The 14,563-nt window shown below is 71.8% G+C and carries 13 protein-coding genes and 2 pseudogenes; 7 read left to right on the plus strand and 8 right to left on the minus strand.

Translation table 11 applies throughout. From position 1 onward, the window contains the following. Positions 1-17: 17 nt before the first annotated feature. The gene (locus tag OG858_RS14465) at positions 18-929 is read right to left on the minus strand and encodes an alpha/beta fold hydrolase (protein WP_086748019.1); all 912 of its coding nucleotides are present in this window, start codon (positions 927-929) and stop codon (positions 18-20) included. 281 nt (positions 930-1,210) lie between these two features. Between OG858_RS14465 and kstD the strand changes: the two genes are divergently transcribed. Then, positions 1,211-3,010 (plus strand): 3-oxosteroid 1-dehydrogenase, encoded by a 1,800-nt coding sequence (gene kstD, locus OG858_RS14470; RefSeq protein WP_086748020.1) that lies wholly within the window; start codon positions 1,211-1,213, stop codon positions 3,008-3,010. Here the strand turns inward: kstD and OG858_RS14475 are convergent. Both OG858_RS14475 and OG858_RS14480 read right to left on the minus strand, forming a co-directional pair. Then, entirely contained in the window at positions 3,007-3,471 is a 465-nt protein-coding gene (locus tag OG858_RS14475; RefSeq protein WP_319064734.1) for a GNAT family N-acetyltransferase, read from the minus strand. The two genes, kstD and OG858_RS14475, sit on opposite strands and share 4 nt — an antisense overlap. A gap of 9 nt (positions 3,472-3,480) precedes the next feature. Further along, a complete protein-coding gene (locus tag OG858_RS14480; RefSeq protein ID WP_319064735.1) occupies positions 3,481-4,173 on the minus strand; it encodes a cyclase family protein in 693 nt (230 codons plus the stop codon). A 70-nt stretch (positions 4,174-4,243) separates the two neighbouring features. On the opposite strand from OG858_RS14480, the gene OG858_RS14485 reads away from it, so the two are divergent. Then, a complete protein-coding gene (locus tag OG858_RS14485; RefSeq protein WP_319064736.1) occupies positions 4,244-5,173 on the plus strand; it encodes a LysR family transcriptional regulator in 930 nt (309 codons plus the stop codon). A 153-nt stretch (positions 5,174-5,326) separates the two neighbouring features. Here the strand turns inward: OG858_RS14485 and OG858_RS14490 are convergent. Next, positions 5,327-5,547: pseudogene (locus OG858_RS14490) on the minus strand (acetoacetate--CoA ligase); the annotation flags it as partial. A gap of 487 nt (positions 5,548-6,034) precedes the next feature. Between OG858_RS14490 and OG858_RS14495 the strand changes: the two are divergent. Together OG858_RS14495 and OG858_RS14500 are read left to right on the plus strand one after the other, a co-directional pair. Continuing rightward, on the plus strand, positions 6,035-6,307 hold the full coding sequence (locus OG858_RS14495; RefSeq protein WP_086748025.1) for a hypothetical protein: 273 nt from the start codon (positions 6,035-6,037) through the stop codon (positions 6,305-6,307). A gap of 206 nt (positions 6,308-6,513) precedes the next feature. Continuing rightward, entirely contained in the window at positions 6,514-7,137 is a 624-nt protein-coding gene (locus OG858_RS14500; protein ID WP_086748026.1) for a TetR/AcrR family transcriptional regulator, read from the plus strand. 329 nt (positions 7,138-7,466) lie between these two features. On the opposite strand, the gene OG858_RS14505 is transcribed toward OG858_RS14500, so the two are convergent. Continuing rightward, positions 7,467-8,306, minus strand: coding sequence for an NAD(P)H-binding protein (locus OG858_RS14505; protein WP_086748027.1), 840 nt, complete (start codon positions 8,304-8,306; stop codon positions 7,467-7,469). 106 nt (positions 8,307-8,412) lie between these two features. On the opposite strand from OG858_RS14505, the gene OG858_RS14510 reads away from it, so the two are divergent. Beyond that, positions 8,413-9,360 carry a cupin domain-containing protein gene (locus OG858_RS14510; protein WP_456243141.1) on the plus strand — a complete coding sequence of 316 codons (948 nt, stop codon included), beginning with the start codon at positions 8,413-8,415 and terminating at the stop codon, positions 9,358-9,360. Between the two features lie 430 nt (positions 9,361-9,790). On the opposite strand, the gene OG858_RS14515 is transcribed toward OG858_RS14510, so the two are convergent. Then, entirely contained in the window at positions 9,791-11,005 is a 1,215-nt protein-coding gene (locus OG858_RS14515) for a DUF418 domain-containing protein (protein ID WP_086748028.1), read from the minus strand. A gap of 204 nt (positions 11,006-11,209) precedes the next feature. Between OG858_RS14515 and OG858_RS14520 the strand changes: the two genes are divergently transcribed. Continuing rightward, complete coding sequence (locus tag OG858_RS14520; RefSeq protein WP_256960357.1) at positions 11,210-11,881, plus strand: response regulator; 672 nt, start codon at positions 11,210-11,212, stop codon at positions 11,879-11,881. Next, positions 11,878-12,993 carry a sensor histidine kinase gene (locus OG858_RS14525; protein WP_328544820.1) on the plus strand — a complete coding sequence of 372 codons (1,116 nt, stop codon included), beginning with the start codon at positions 11,878-11,880 and terminating at the stop codon, positions 12,991-12,993. The genes OG858_RS14520 and OG858_RS14525 overlap by 4 nt, the downstream gene beginning before the upstream one ends. Before the next feature lie 116 nt (positions 12,994-13,109). On the opposite strand, the gene OG858_RS14530 is transcribed toward OG858_RS14525, so the two are convergent. Together OG858_RS14530 and OG858_RS14535 are read right to left on the minus strand one after the other, a co-directional pair. Next, positions 13,110-13,634: a hypothetical protein gene (locus tag OG858_RS14530; protein WP_319316945.1), complete on the minus strand. Its 525-nt coding sequence runs from the start codon at positions 13,632-13,634 to the stop codon at positions 13,110-13,112. A gap of 239 nt (positions 13,635-13,873) precedes the next feature. Next, positions 13,874-14,545 (minus strand): annotated as a pseudogene (locus OG858_RS14535) (ABC transporter transmembrane domain-containing protein); the annotation flags it as partial. Between the last annotated feature and the right edge of the window lie 18 nt (positions 14,546-14,563).

Here is a 14,563-nt window from a genome sequence, read left to right on the forward strand (position 1 = left end):
CGGCCTTCCGGGCCGGCTCAGACGGGCGGGGTCACCGGCAGCAGCGCGCCTCTGAGGAGCCAGCTCAGGACCCCCGGGAGGGCGCGGAGCGAGGCGAAGTGGGCTGCGGCGGGTTCGAGGACGGCGGTGGCGCGGGGGATGCGGTCGGCCAGCCAGGAGGAGTGGGCGGCCGGGGAGAAGACGTCCTTCGCGCCGTACCAGAACAGCACGGGCACCCGGATCTCGCCGGGTTCGAAGCCCCACGGAGAGGTCAGCGCGAGCGCGTCGTCGATCCACCCGTAGGGCGAGGTCCGTACCGCCTCCTGGTAGTTGCGCAGCAGCATCGAGCGGATGCCGTTGTCGGAGACGATCAGCCGGTCCTCGACGGTGAGGTCGTCACGTAGTTGTTCCAGCAGCCGCGCCGGATCGGAGCGGATCGCCGCGGACCGCGGGATGAGCCGATCCGTGAAGCCCTGGGGGTCGGTGAGCGCGCAGCGGAACTCACGGACGTTGGACGGGGCCATGCCCGCGTACCAGTCGAGTCCCGCGGCGTCCTGCGGCGCGAGGGTCACCAGGGCGGCGGCCCGGGTCACCCGCTGCGGCAGCAGCGCGGCGCACGCCAACGCGTGCGGGGCCCCGCCGGAGCGGCCCACCACGGCGAAGCGGTCCACGCCCAGCGCGTCGGCGACGACGGTCACATCCTCCACGGCGTCGACGATCCGCCGTCCCGGTCTGCGGTCGGATCCCCCGTACCCCGGCCGGTCGTAGCTGATGAGCCGCGTTCCCCGCTGGTAGAGGAACATCGACCGCGGACGGGGACCGACCCGGCTGCCCGGCATGCCGTGGAACAGGAAGACCGGTCGCCCAAAGGGATCCCCCGAGCACTCGACCCGTAACAGCCGTCCGTCGGACGCCCGGACATGGGTCGGTGCCCGCGCCAGGTCATGCACAGCGCTCCCCCTCCCTCGGTCCGTGGACCGGGACACGCTGCCGGAACATTTCCCGTCCGCCCGTCCCACGAAACGATCCCGGCCGGCGGCCGTCACCCCCGGAGAGACGAGCGTGTGCGTACGGCTCGCACCACACAAGCACCATGCCCGACGCGTGTCTTGACTTCACCATCCCTTCACGTCAAATTCGAGGCTCCGCACACCGCCCGGGGCGAACGGGAGCGTTGCCGCCGGGGTAACAGCACGGCCACCTGTCCCTTCATGAGGCTGGAGCGTCCGGCATGTCCAAGAGCGCGGGTCCTGAGAGACGTACGGGGACAGAGGCGGGCCCCAGCCGGCGGCGGGTGCTCGGTACGGCCGCGGGGGCAGGGGTCGCGGTCGCGGCCGGTGGGGTCGCGGGGAGTCCGGCCGCTGCCGCCGCCCCACCGCTCCTCGGCACCTACGACGTCGTCGTCATCGGTTCCGGCGCAGCCGGGATGACCGCCGCGCTCACGGCCGCGAAGCAGGGGCTGAGTTGTGTCGTCGTGGAGAAGGCGCCGACCTTCGGGGGGTCGGCGGCACGGTCGGGCGCCGGGATCTGGCTGCCGAACAACAGCGTGATCAAGGCGGCCGGAGTGCCGGACACCCCGGCCAAGGCGGCGCAGTACCTCGCGGCCGTGGTCGGGGACGAGGTGCCCGCCGACCGGCAGAAGGCGTTCCTCGATCACGGGCCCGCCATGCTGTCGTTCGTCATGGCCAACAGCCCGCTCAGGTTCCGGTGGATGGAGGGGTACAGCGACTACTACCCGGAGCTGCCGGGCGGCTTGCCGAACGGGCGGTCCATCGAGCCGGATCAGTTCGACGGGAACCTGCTGGGGGACGAGCTGGCTCGGCTGAATCCCGCCTATCTGGCCACGCCGGCCGGGATGGTGGTGTTCAGCGCCGACTACAAGTGGCTCGCGCTGACCGCCGTGAGCGTGAAGGGGCTGGCCGTCGCCACGGAGTGCCTCGCCCGGGGCACGAAGGCCGCGCTGCTCGGGCAGAAGCCGCTCACCATGGGGCAGGCGCTGGCGGGCGGGCTGCGGGCCGGGCTGCTCGGTGCCAATGTGCCGGTGTGGCTCAACACCCCTTTGACAGACCTGCACTTGGAGAACGGGGCGGTGACGGGGGCGGTCGTCACCAAGAACGGTTCCACCGGGCTCGTCCGGGCCCGTCGGGGCGTCGTCGTCGGCTCCGGCGGCTTCGAGCACAACGCGGCCATGCGGGCGCAGTACCAGGAGCAGCCCATCGGCACACAGTGGACGGTGGGGGCGAAGGAGAACACCGGGGACGGGATACGGGCCGGTCAGCGGGCCGGCGCCGATCTCGCGCTCATGGACGACGCCTGGTGGGGTCCCGCCATCGCCACCCCCGGTCAGCCCTGGTTCTGTCTCGCCGAACGCACGTTGCCCGGCGGGCTGTTGGTCAACGGGGCGGGGGCGCGGTTCGTCAACGAGGCGGGGCCGTACAGCGATGTCGTCCACACGATGTACGAGAAGGACACGCCGTCCGCCTCGCACATCCCGGCCTGGCTGATCGTCGACCAGAACTACCGCAACCGGTACCTCTTCAAGGACATCTTGCCGACCTTCCCGTTCCCCGACGAGTGGTACGACGCCGGGGCCGTCCACAAGGCGTGGACGATCGACGCGCTCGCCGGCGCGATCGGTGCCCCCGCCGCCGCCCTCCGATCGACCGTCGACCGCTTCAACTCCCTTGCCCGGCAAGGGGACGACACGGACTTCGGGCGCGGCGACAGCGCGTACGACCACTACTACACGGACCCGTCCGTGCTCCCCGACTCCTGCCTGGCGCCCCTGTGGCTGCCGCCCTACTACGCCCTGCGCATCGTCCCGGGCGACCTCGGGACCAAGGGCGGCCTGCTCACCGACGCCCGCGCCCGCGTCCTGAGCCCGGACGGCACGGTGATCCCGGGCCTGTACGCGGCGGGCAACGCCAGCGCCGCCGTGATGGGCCGCAGTTACGCGGGCGCCGGGTCGACGATCGGGCCCGCGATGACGTTCGGGTACGTGGCCGCGCTGGACATCGCGGGAAAGCTCTAGGCCACCGCGTCGTCGTGGAGTCGTAGGTCGATCCACTGGATCGTGTCGCCGTCCAGCAGATAGCGCTCGGACTCCGTGAAACCGTGGGCGAGCGCGAACCGCAGCCCGTCCGCGTTCGATTCCAGTACGCAGGTCTCGACCGCCCGGGCGCCCAGTTCCCGCGCCCGCCGCAACGCCCGCTCGTACAACTGCTCGCCGAACCCCCGCTTCCGGTGTTCGGCGAGCACGCGCGCGATGACCGTCGCCGTGGCGGTGCCCCCCTCGGGCGGGCGGACCGTGGAGTTGCCGACAAGGACGCCGTCGACGTGGGCGAGTTCGAGGTGGTGGCGTTCGGCGCGCTCGCGGACGGCGGCGAGCGAGAGCAGGTGGGTCGGGATGATCGTGTTGTGGACGTACCGCCAGGCTTCGAGTTCCTCGTCCCCGGCGGTTCCGTCCACACGCCTGATGTCCAGGTCCGTCACGGCACCGGCCTAGACAGCGCCCGGGTCGAGCGGGTCGAGGAGGGCGTACGCCCGTACCGGGAACGTCCCCATGCCCTCGACGGCCGGGGGCGCGGCGTGGAAACGGAAGCCCTGCGGGGGCAGTTGCTCCAGGCCCCGCAGGTGTTCCACGACGGGGATGCCCGCGGCGAGCAGGCCGGTGTGGGCAGGGCGGGTGCCGTCGTCGGTGTCGTCGATGTTGAGGGAGTCGATGCCGACGAGGACGACGTCCTGCTCGACGAGCCACTCGACGGCGTCGGCGGTGAGGTAGGGGTGGCCGTGGCCGTACCGCTCGGTGCCCCAGTGACGGTCCCAGCCGGTGTGGATCAGCACCGCCCGGCCGGTCACGTCGTACGGCAGCAGCGCCTCCCGGTCCACGGCCCGGCGCCCGGTGTCAGGGGCCCGGACGACGACACCGTCGAGATCGACGAGACTGCCGAGCGGCAGTCCGGCGAGGTCGTGGCCGCCGTCGAAGCGGTGGTAGGGGCTGTCGACGTAGGTGCCGGTGTTGGACACCATCGAGATACGGCCCATGGCGAACTCGGTGCCGGGAGCGTAGATCTCCCGCGACGCCTCCCGGGTGAGGTGGTCGCCGATCTCGGGCCCGGGAAGTCCGGGATAGGTGATCATCCCGTGCCGGATGGGATGGCTGAGGTCGACGATCCGCCGTTGCTTGCTGGTCATGCCCCGATCCTCCCTGCAGTATCACTTCATCACAAGCAAGATTTACTGAAGCGGCACTACAGTACGGCTTATGGAACTGGATCCCCGCCGACTGCGCGTCCTGCGTGCGGTGGCGTTGCGCGGTGGTGTGGTGGACGCGGCGAAGGTGCTGCATCTGACGCCGTCGGCCGTGTCGCAGCATCTGGCGCAGCTGGAGCGGGAGGTGGGCCAGCCGCTGGTGGACCGTTCGCGGCGCCGGGCGGGCCTGACCCCGGCGGGGCGGCTGCTGGCGGCGCGGGCCGAGCGCATCGAGCACGAACTGGCGGAGGCGCGCCGTGAACTCGCCGAGCTGACCGGCCGTTCGACCGGGCCGGTGACGGTCGCCGCGTTCTCCTCTGCGGTCTGCCACCTGCTCGTCCCCGCCCTCGGCGCCCTCGCCCGCACCCACCCGGGCCTGGAACCGAGGGTGGTGGAGGCGGAGGGTCCCGAGGCCCTGCGCGAGCTGCGGACCGGCGGCCTGGACCTGCTGGTCGTCGAGTACGACGGCGACGATCCCGACCCGGACGAGCAGTGGCGCGATCTGGCGTCCGCGCCGGTCGCCGACGACGAGTACCGCGTGATCACCCCCGCCGACTGGTCACCCCCGCCCCGCTCGGTCCGGGACCTGGCCGACCGGCCCTGGGTCACCGCGCCACCCGGCACGGCCTGCGGCCGCGCCCTGGCCCGCATCTCCGCCCAGTACGCCTTCACCCCGCACCGCGCCCACACCGCCCTGGAGTTCCCGACCACCCTGGCCCTCGTCCGGGCGGGCCTCGGCGCGGCGGTCGTCCCCACCCTCGCCCTGACCGACGCGCCGCCCGAAACGGTGGCCCTGCCGACGGTCCCGATGGCGGGCCACCGCCGCATCGCGGCGGTGTGGCCCGCCTCTCCGTCCGGCCCCCAGCCCCGGACGTCCGCTCTGGTCGAGGTGCTCCGCCGGTCGGCCACGGCGTTGGGGTTGGCCCCTGTGACCACCGGCTGAGGGAGTGCCCCCTTCAGGGGTGCGGGGCTGTGACACATGCGGCTCCGCCACGCGGGCGCGACCGGCCACGACGGCCCCTGGCCCTCACCCTGACCCTGACTCTGCGCGCCCGCACCGGTGCCGGCACCGGCACCGGCACCGGCACCGGCCAGATCACACTCCCGGCCGCACCCGTGGACGCACCCCCTCCGCCCCCAGCCCCGCGAAGTACTCGACCGCACCCGGCTCGTCCACAGCCGCCAGGTTCACCACGTCCGCCATCGCGGCCCCTGAAGCGGCCGTTTCACCGGCACTTCCAGCTTCTTCCCCGTCCGCGTATGCGGAATGGCCGGCACCTCGATGATCTCGTCCGGCACATGACGCGGCGACACCCCTCCCCCACCGCCCGGTCAGCCGCGCCGGCCTCCCAGGGGCAGGGCGTGCCCGCCAAGGCGTTCCCGACGGAACCCGTCGGGCGGGCACGCCCCGCGGCGTACCGCGGCGTACCGCGGCGAGTTCCGGCGGATTCCCCTTTCCGCGCACGCAGTGGCCGGCCGGACGCGGAAGGGGGTCGGTGACGCCTGGCGGGTCGGCCACGCGTCCGGCACGCTCCGGGGCCGGAGGGAGTACGGTGACGGCACCGAGCGCACCTCGCATGCCGTCATCCGTTTCGGCGTCGCCCTTGGGGAACGGCAATGGCCGGAGCACATCGGACCCGGCCGGAAAAGAGCCGCACCATGCCTCCTGGCTCGTACCCTCGCGTTCGGCCTCCCCATCCTGTTCCGCGCCCCGTGGTAGCGGCGATCTCCTGATTCCCGAGGTGCTCTCCAGCATTCCGGCACCTCACGCACGCCCTGGACCGACCTGGAGGATGCAGGACACATGTATTCACAAGACGCGATCTCCGGCCGCCGCCGCGGCCGCCCCGAACCGACCGCCGAGATGCTCTCCGGGCTTGCCTGTCTCATCTGCGGCACCGACTACCGCAGCGCGCCGGACGCCGAGGCCGTGGTGGTCTCCCACCGCGACGACAAGCAACAGCTCGCCTGCCACGGAACGTGCGCACGGCTGGCGAGCGGTTCGGTCTCCGGCCTGAACGAGACACCCCTCCCGCTGGCCGAGCGCCTGCGCGGGCACCAGGCCGACCGTCCCTGACCCGGCCTCCCGGCTGGCTGCCACGCCAAGCAGGTTGCCGGGACGGCCCATTGGCATCCTGTCGGCTCAGCCCGTCCCACGGAAGGCGCATGCGGTCCTCGGCGACCGCGGACCGGACCACAGTGGACGTACGACCACGGCATCCGTACGGAATCAGGACCCGCTCGGGCGACTTGTTCATGAGACTCAGTCGATACGATGCAGTCATGGCTCACGTTTCCGCGGCCGAGCGCCGCCCCCAGCTGATCAAAGCAGCCATCGACTACATGACGAGGGAAGGAGTCGCGGCCGGGAGTACCCGTGCCATCGCCGCCGAGTTGGGGGTGGCCCAGGCCACGGTGCACTACACCTTCGGCACGAAGGAAGTGCTGTACCGCGCCGTCATGGAGCAGCTCACCCAGGATCTGACCGCCCAGGTCGAGCAGGCCGCGCCGGCCGACGCCGGATTCGAGGAGACGACCGCCGCCCTGGCCGCCGCCCTGTGGCGAACGGTGCTCGAACAGCCCGCCAGTCATCAGCTCCTCACGGAACTGACCATGTTCGCGCTTCGCTCCCCCGCCCTGAGCGAGGCCCTCGACAGCCACTACCGGAGCGTGACGGAGGTGACGGCGAGACTGGTGAGCGATGCGGCCGAACGCACCGGCCGGCCCCTTGCCCAGCCCGCGGAAACGATTGCGCGGTTCTTCCTCGCCGGATTCGACGGACTCACCATGCAGCACCTCTCCCACCCCGACGAGGAGGTCGAGCGCACCTGCCTCCAGGCCTTCGTGTCCGCCGTGGTGGCCATGGCCGGCGGCCGGCTGGACCTGGTGCCCGTACCCGCGACCTGAGGACAGCCGGGGCGCTCTCCAACAGGACGAGCGCGCCGACCTGCGGCCTCGGTGGTGCGAGGCGGCGGACGGGTGGCCGTCGGGGGCAACGTGGGTCCTGGCGTGTGCCGGGGCGGCACTCGCCACCGCTTCTTGCGACGGCCCCGAAGACGTGACGGCACTCGGCAACCGCACAGAGGCATCGGACGAGGGCGGCCGCCACGATGCCTGGTCCGCCAGAGATCGCGCACCGCGACAGTTCACGGCACGGGTTGCCGACAACCGTGGCCCCGCCACCGACGCGATCGCCCGGGCTCGAGCGCGCGTCCGTGGCGGGTGGTCCGGAAGGGTCAGACGTCCCAGGCCCCCTCCAGGGCAGCGGCCTCGACATAGTCGGAGAAGTCCCGGGGTGCGCGTCCCAGGGAACGCTGAACGCCGTCGCCGAGCGAGGCGAGGCCGCCGGAACGGACGTGCTCGTACAGGCCGACCGACAGTTGCACCCACTCCTCGGGCACGCCCTGCGCACGTTGCTCGTCCGCATACGCCTCCGGGCTCAGCGCCACATAGCGGATGTCACGGCCGGTTCCCCTGGCGATCTCCCCGACGGCGCCCCCGAAAGTCATCAACCGTGGTCCGCTGAGCTCGTAGTGCCACCCTGCGTGCCCGTCTTCGGTGAGGGCGGCGACCGCCACCTCGGCGATGTCCTCGGCGTCGATGAACGCCTCCTTGCCGTCCCCGGCCGGCAGTCTCACCTCGCCGCTCAGCACGGGATCGCGCAGGAAGTCCTCGCTGAAGTTCTGGAAGAACCACCGAACCCGCAGCACGGTCCACTCCAGGCCCGCATGCTCCAGCGCCCGCTCCGTGGCCATGACGTGCTCCCTGGCGGGACCCCAGGCATCTGACGGCGTGGACAGCAGCACTGCCCGCCGGACCCCGGCCGCCGCGGCCTGCCGGGCGAACGCGCCGACGGCCTGGGCGGCCTGCGGGCTGCCGAGGTCGGGTACCACCAGATACATCCCCGTCACATCCCGCAGCGCGGGCTCCCAGGTGGTCCGGTCCGTCCAGTCGAAGGACGGTGTGCCGGAACGGGAGGCCGAGCGGACCGCCGAGCCGCGCTCCCGCAGCAGCCGCGCCACCCGGCGGCCCGTCTTTCCCGTAGCACCCGTCACCAGGATCATCTCGTCGCTCATGGACTCGACTGAACCAGCCGCCGACCGCCTCACCCATGCCACACAGGCTCACGTCCATACGCGTTCGTCTACGCTGACCGGCATGCATCCCTCGGGACTGCCCGGCATCGATCCGCTGACCGATCTCCTGAACGGCGTACGGACCAGCGGCGCGATCTTCAACCAGTCCGCCATGACCGGCTCCTGGGCAGCACGCTTCGAGGACGGATCACCGCTGGCCCTCGCGGTCCTTGTGCACGGCTCCGCCTGGATCACCCCGGAGAGCGGCGCCCCGGTCCGGCTCGGCCCCGGTGACGTCGCCGTGCTGAGCGGGGGCGCGCCGTATGTGATCGCGGACGACCCGGACACAGAACCGGACAAAGTGATCCGGTTGGGAGGGCGCTGTACGACCCCACAGGGCGAAGAGCTGCTTCCCGCGCGAATCCCGGACAAGGGCGCCTGGAACCCCGCAGAGCCGGGCCGCACCCTTCTGGTCAACGGCCTGTACACCGTGAACACCGGCACGCCGGGCCGACTGCTCGCGGCCCTGCCACCGCTCGCCGTCATCGAGGCGTCCGTGGGGACCTGCCCGGTCGGCTCCTCTGCCTTCGAAGAGATCGCCCGCGAGGAACCCGGGCAGCAGATCCTGCTGGACCGGACGATGGACCTGATGCTGATCACCGCCCTGCGGGCCTGGTTCACCCGCCCCGGCACCCAGATCCCCACCTGGTACCGCGCCCACAGCGACCCCGTGGTCGCCCCGGCACTGCGCCTGCTGCACGCCGACCCCGCCCACCCGTGGACCGTGGCCGCACTCGCGGCGAAAACCGGTGCGTCCCGAGCGCACCTCGCCCGCCGCTTCAACGCCCTGGTCGGGCAACCGCCCATGACCTACCTGCGGCAACGCCGCCTGGCGCTCGCCGCCGACCTGCTGCGCGAGCCCGGCACGACACTCGCCGTGGTGGCCGACCGCGTCGGCTTCGCCAACGCCTTCGCCCTCAGCAACGCGTTCAAGAAGGAACACGGCATCAGCCCCAGCGAATACCGCACGCGCGAGACCCGGCCGCAGATCTGACGCTACTGGGACCGCTCCTGGGACGTCGTCTCTCGGGGCCCGGAACGTCGGCCGCCACCGACCGGCGGAGCCGGTGTGCTCTGAGACCTGGCGGAAAGCCGACATGTCCCAGTCTTGGAAGCGCAGAGAACCGTCTCTCAGCGCATGCACACACCCACATACGCACACACCCACATAAGCAGATATCCACATACGCACACACCCACATACATACGCATATACACACCTCGGCCCCGGCGGCGGCTCGCAGTCACCACCGTGCCGGCGTCTGTCCTGCCGCCACTGCCCGCGCGGTCCGCGACCGACCGTGCCGTGCGCGGCAGCCCATGCCGCCGCGCAACCATCAGGTGGGACAGCGAACCCACACAGAGACCCTGTCGGCCTGGGCGCACGCACTTCGCCGCAGGCGGAGGGGCCGGGACTGTGCGTCCTATCGAATGCGCCGGGCCATCTCGGTCGCCCGGCCCACCAGCCATTCGAGCGGCCCTCGCTGGAAGAAGCGGGACCAGATGGTGGCGAGGACGGTGACGGACGCGATGAAGCCGAGCAGGATGTACAGGCTCTGGACGGTCGCGTCCTCGGTGTTCAGGAGCCAGATGGCGACGATGTGGTAGACGTACGCCGTCAGCGACATCGAACCGACCGCGATGACGGGCCCCGCCAGGCGGCGCAGCCGGGGGAAGGCGTCCATGGCGGCCAGGCACACGGTGATCACCAGGATCGCCACACCCGTGGCGGCCACGATGGACGGGGTCGCCTCGCTGTGCGGGGCGGAGGCCAGCATCCCGGCCGGGCTGTCGCCGAAGATGCCGATGCTGTCGGGCGATACGGACGACATGGATGACATGGATGACCCGCCCGATCCCTCTTCGGCTTTCCGGACGGCTTCGGCGGCACCGGGTACGAGACGCAGCGCAAGCCAGGAGCCGCCGTAGCCGGTGACGGCGAGGGCGATGCCGGTGAGGGCCAGGCGTACCCGGACAGTCGTGGCGGCCAGGTCGCAGCGGGCGACAGCCATACCGGCGATGACGAACGGGACCCAGGTCAGGGCCGGATAGCCGCCGGTGAAGAACAGCGAGACGATGCCGTCGGCCTGGCCGTAGGAGAGGAATACGCGGCCGCCGACCACCGGCTTCAGCGCATACAGCAGCTGCGGGCCCACCAGGGCCCAGCCCACCGCGATCAGCGCCAGCGGCTTGGCGCCCAGCCGGTGCAGCGGGAGCACCAGCAGGAAGAACAGTCCGTAGAAAGCGAGGATCGGCACGACCGGGGTGCCGGTCAAGGTCAGGGCGGTGCCCAGCGCCATCAGGATCACGGCTCGGATGATCACCTTGGCGACGGCCTGGCGGCCGGCCAGGCCGGTCCTGGGTGTGCGGCGCCCGGTGATGAGGGCGACCGCGAAGCCGGCCAGGACGGCGAACAGGGCGGAGGAGCGGCCTTGCGCCAGCTCCATCAGGAAGCCGATGACACCGTCCTGGCCCGGGGCGGGGCCCACATGGACCGCGTACATGCCGAAGACAGCCAGGCCCCGCGCCAGGTCCAGCCCGACCAGCCGGCCCACGCCGGGCGCGACCGGCGTGGGCTCAACGCGCGCGTGTTCAGGGGATGGTGCGTCGGTCGGCGGGGAGTCCGCGTGCTGGGTCATGGCTCTCAGGCTGGAGACCGGGCGAGCCGCGGAGTACCCGGCAGGAGGCTGCCGTGTCCCTGCCGACTGGAGGGCGATACCCCGCCGGGTGGCTGGAGCCGGCATCCGAGACGCTGCGGGGACGCTCCGGGGCTTTAGGGTCGAGGCGGTATGAGCCGGGCGGTATGAGCTGGGCGGTAGGGACGAGGGTGAGGCGGAGCGCACGTGATCCGGGTAGTGGTGGTGGACGACGAGGCCCTGGTCCGGTCGGGCTTCGGGCTCATCCTGGGCGCGTCCGAGGACATCGAGGTCGTCGCGACCGCGAGCGGCGGCGAAGCCGTGGGGACCGTCCGCCGGGAGCGGCCCGACGTGGTCCTGCTGGACATCCGGATGCCGGACGTCGACGGGCTCACCGTGCTGCGCGAGCTGCGGACGATGCCGGATGCTCCGGTGGTGGCGATGCTGACCACGTTCGACGCCGACGAGTACATCCTCACCGCGCTGCACTGCGGCGCGGCCGGTTTCCTGCTCAAGGACACCGAGCCGGAGCAGCTCGCCCACCTGGTGCGCACCCTGGCCGCGGGCGGAGTGGTCCTCTCCCCCAGGGCGTCGCGGACCCTGCTGCACAGCCACCCCCGCACCGAGGCCGCAGTCGACGAGGAGGCGGCCCGCGTCCGGCTGCTCACCGCCCGCGAGCGTGACGTCCTCGTCCTGGTGGCGGAGGGCCTGACGAACGCCGACATCGGGGCGCGTATCCACCTGGGTGCCGGCACCGTGAAGGACCACGTCAGCGCGATCCTCTCCAAGCTTCGCGTGACCAGCCGGGTGCAGGCCGCGCTGCTGGCGCAGCGGGCCGGGCTGCTCGACGAGCGCCCGCAGCCGGACGCCACACGATGAATCGCGCACGTGTCCTGTGGGAGCGAGTGCCCGCGCCGGTCGTCGACATCGTCCTGGTGGCGGTGGCCGTCCTGGACCTGTGGCCGAGCCTGTGGGACGACACGCGCCCCGTCGCGCCGGCCGGGCTCGGCTGCGCCGCGCTGGCCTTCCGGCGCCGGTTCCCGCTCGGCGTCTTCCTGCTCACCCTGCCCATCGCGCTGACGCAGGACATCGCCCTCGCCCCGCTCGTGGCGCTGTTCACCCTGGCCGCACGCTCCCGCAACCGTCCTCTCCTCGCGGGATGCGTCGCCCTGGCCGCGGTCGCGGGCAGTATTCCGTGGCCCCTGGCCGGTTTCGCCGAGGTCGGCCGGACCATGACGCTGATCGACTTCGTGTACAGCCTGGCCACCGCCGCGGCCCCGGTCCTCTTCGGACAGCTCCTCCAGGCGCACCGGGACCTGGCTCGGCGGCTGGCGGAGATCGAGGAGGCCAGGGAGCACGAGCGGGCCCTGCATGCCCAGGCCGTGCTCGCCCGCGAACGCGCTCAGCTGGCCCGCGAGATGCACGACGTGGTCTCCCACCAGGTCAGCCTGATCGCCGTACAGGCCGGAGCCATGCAGGTGGCCGCCAAGGACCCGAACGCCAAAGAGGCCGCCCGCACGATCCGTTCGCTGAGCGTCACCACACTCGACGAACTGCGCACCATGGTCACGCTGCTGCGCGCCTCCGGCGGCCAAGCCACCGAGCTGACGCCTCAGCCCACCCTGGCCGACCTGCACAGACTCGTGGAATCCAGCGGCACTCACGCACAGCTGAAGGGTGAACTCCCGCCCACCGTGGGCACACCGGCCCAACGGGCCGTCTACCGCACGGTCCAGGAAGCGCTGACCAACGTCCGCAAGCACGCCCCCGGCGCCGACGCCCACGTCGAGCTGTGGCAGGACGGCGACCACGTCGGAGTGACCGTCGCCAACACCCCGCCCACACGTCCCTCGTTGTCCCTGCCCGGATCACAGCACGGTCTGGTCGGCCTGCGGGAACGGGCCGACATCCTCCAGGGCACCCTGGAGGCGGGCCCGACCGCGGAGGGCGGCTACCGGGTGAGGCTACGGATTCCCCTCAGTACGGACTGACCGACCGGTGCCTTCTGCAGAGTCAGCGGCCTGACGAAGGCCGGACAGGGCCGGCACGCGACTCAGCGACCTCGGCCCCGCCCTCGTCACCGGCATCTGTGACGAGTCGCCGCGTCTCACTTCAGCAGGGTGCTCACCAAGGCGACGGCCACTCCCAGGAGCGCGTCGGCACAGCCGATCCTGACGGCTCGTCCCCATGTGTGGCCTGCGGCCCGGCATGCGAGCAGACCCCAGCACAGCAGCAGGACGATGTTGATTCCGAAGGCGATGTACTCGATGCCCTCTGAACGCCACCAGCCGAGGCCTGCCCCACACAGCAGCAGTGTGGTGGGCAGCGCCGCCAGCACCAACGGCCATTCGCCGAGCACGGCACGCACCACACCCCGTATGCCGGGATGGGCCTGCGCATCGCGGTGGGCGATCTGGTGGGCATAACCATGGGCCAGGGCCGAGGCGAGGGCAGTGAACAGGACCCACCGGGCGTCGTCCATACTCGCCGCCTGAGTCTCGCCCAACTCCGTGAGCGCGGCGACGGCCGAACTCGACACCAAGAGCCCGTACACGCCGCCGAACAGCGCGGTCGGCTGGGCCAGCCAGTCCCACACAGCACGTCTGTAGGGGATGGCTGACTCGGTGTACATGCGCGGCCTTTCGCGGTCCTGGTATCTGGTTGGTGTCGGCGCGTGTGGCCGTCCGGCCGGAATGGGCCAGTGGACGGCCGGACAACCCGGCGTGTGGTGGGTCATCGCGCGGGGGTCACCAGCTGGGTGGCCGCCAGCCGAGCGTACAGCCGGTCCTCGGTCACCAGTTCCTCATGGGTGCCCACCGACCGGACCCGGCCGGCCTCCATGACAACGATCCGGTCGGCGCCTGTCACCGTCGACAGGCGTTCCACGTGCGCGATCCGGGAGATCGCGGCCGCCCCCTCCTGATGGTGGGACACGGCGTCGACCAGCTGGGACACCGGTTCGATCAGGTAGAAGAGGTGCAGCAGGAAGGCGATGAGGGTGGACACGGGGATCTCCCCGGACGCCACCCGCGCCCCGCCGACCGCGAGCACCGCGAGGAAGGCCGGCTGGACGGCGAGTCCGTCCGCCGAGCCGGCCACGGACTCCCACTTCGCGCTCTTCACGCCGTGCCGCCACGCCCGCCGTGCCGCCGCCTCCACCCGGGCGGTCTCCCGCTCCTCGGCACCGGACGCCTTCACCGTACGGAACGCCCCGAAGGCCCGCTCCAACGCGATGGAGATCTCCCCGACCGCCTCCTGCGAGCGTTCGGTGGCCCGCGCGATCCGCGGCATCACCAGCGCGGCGGCCCCGCCGACCAGCACGACCACGCCGAGCGTCACACCCAGCAGCACGGCGTCGAGGAACGCCATCATCACGATCGCCGCGACGAACGCGACCGCGCCGGTGGCCGCGGAGACGACCGCCTGGGTGCTGACCGCCCGCAGCAGCGTCGTGTCCGAGGTGACCCGGGACATCAGATCCCCCGGCGCGATCCGCTCCCACTCCGCGATCCGCAGCCGCAGCAGCAACAGCAGCAACAAGCGAGCACCCCACCGGGCGAC

It is taken from the genome of Streptomyces europaeiscabiei, assembly GCF_036346855.1.
In the GTDB taxonomy this organism is placed as follows: Bacteria; Actinomycetota; Actinomycetes; order Streptomycetales; family Streptomycetaceae; genus Streptomyces; species Streptomyces europaeiscabiei.

Coding starts and splice junctions, on each gene's coding strand:
- kstD (WP_086748020.1), top strand. CDS start 1,211: ATGTCCAAGAGCGCGGGTCCTGAGAGACGTACGGGGACAGAGGCGGGC.
- OG858_RS14480 (WP_319064735.1), bottom strand. CDS start 4,173: ATGACCAGCAAGCAACGGCGGATCGTCGACCTCAGCCATCCCATCCGG.
- OG858_RS14485 (WP_319064736.1), top strand. CDS start 4,244: ATGGAACTGGATCCCCGCCGACTGCGCGTCCTGCGTGCGGTGGCGTTG.
- OG858_RS14495 (WP_086748025.1), top strand. CDS start 6,035: ATGTATTCACAAGACGCGATCTCCGGCCGCCGCCGCGGCCGCCCCGAA.
- OG858_RS14500 (WP_086748026.1), top strand. CDS start 6,514: ATGGCTCACGTTTCCGCGGCCGAGCGCCGCCCCCAGCTGATCAAAGCA.
- OG858_RS14505 (WP_086748027.1), bottom strand. CDS start 8,306: ATGAGCGACGAGATGATCCTGGTGACGGGTGCTACGGGAAAGACGGGC.
- OG858_RS14515 (WP_086748028.1), bottom strand. CDS start 11,005: ATGACCCAGCACGCGGACTCCCCGCCGACCGACGCACCATCCCCTGAA.
- OG858_RS14525 (WP_328544820.1), top strand. CDS start 11,878: ATGAATCGCGCACGTGTCCTGTGGGAGCGAGTGCCCGCGCCGGTCGTC.
- OG858_RS14530 (WP_319316945.1), bottom strand. CDS start 13,634: ATGTACACCGAGTCAGCCATCCCCTACAGACGTGCTGTGTGGGACTGG.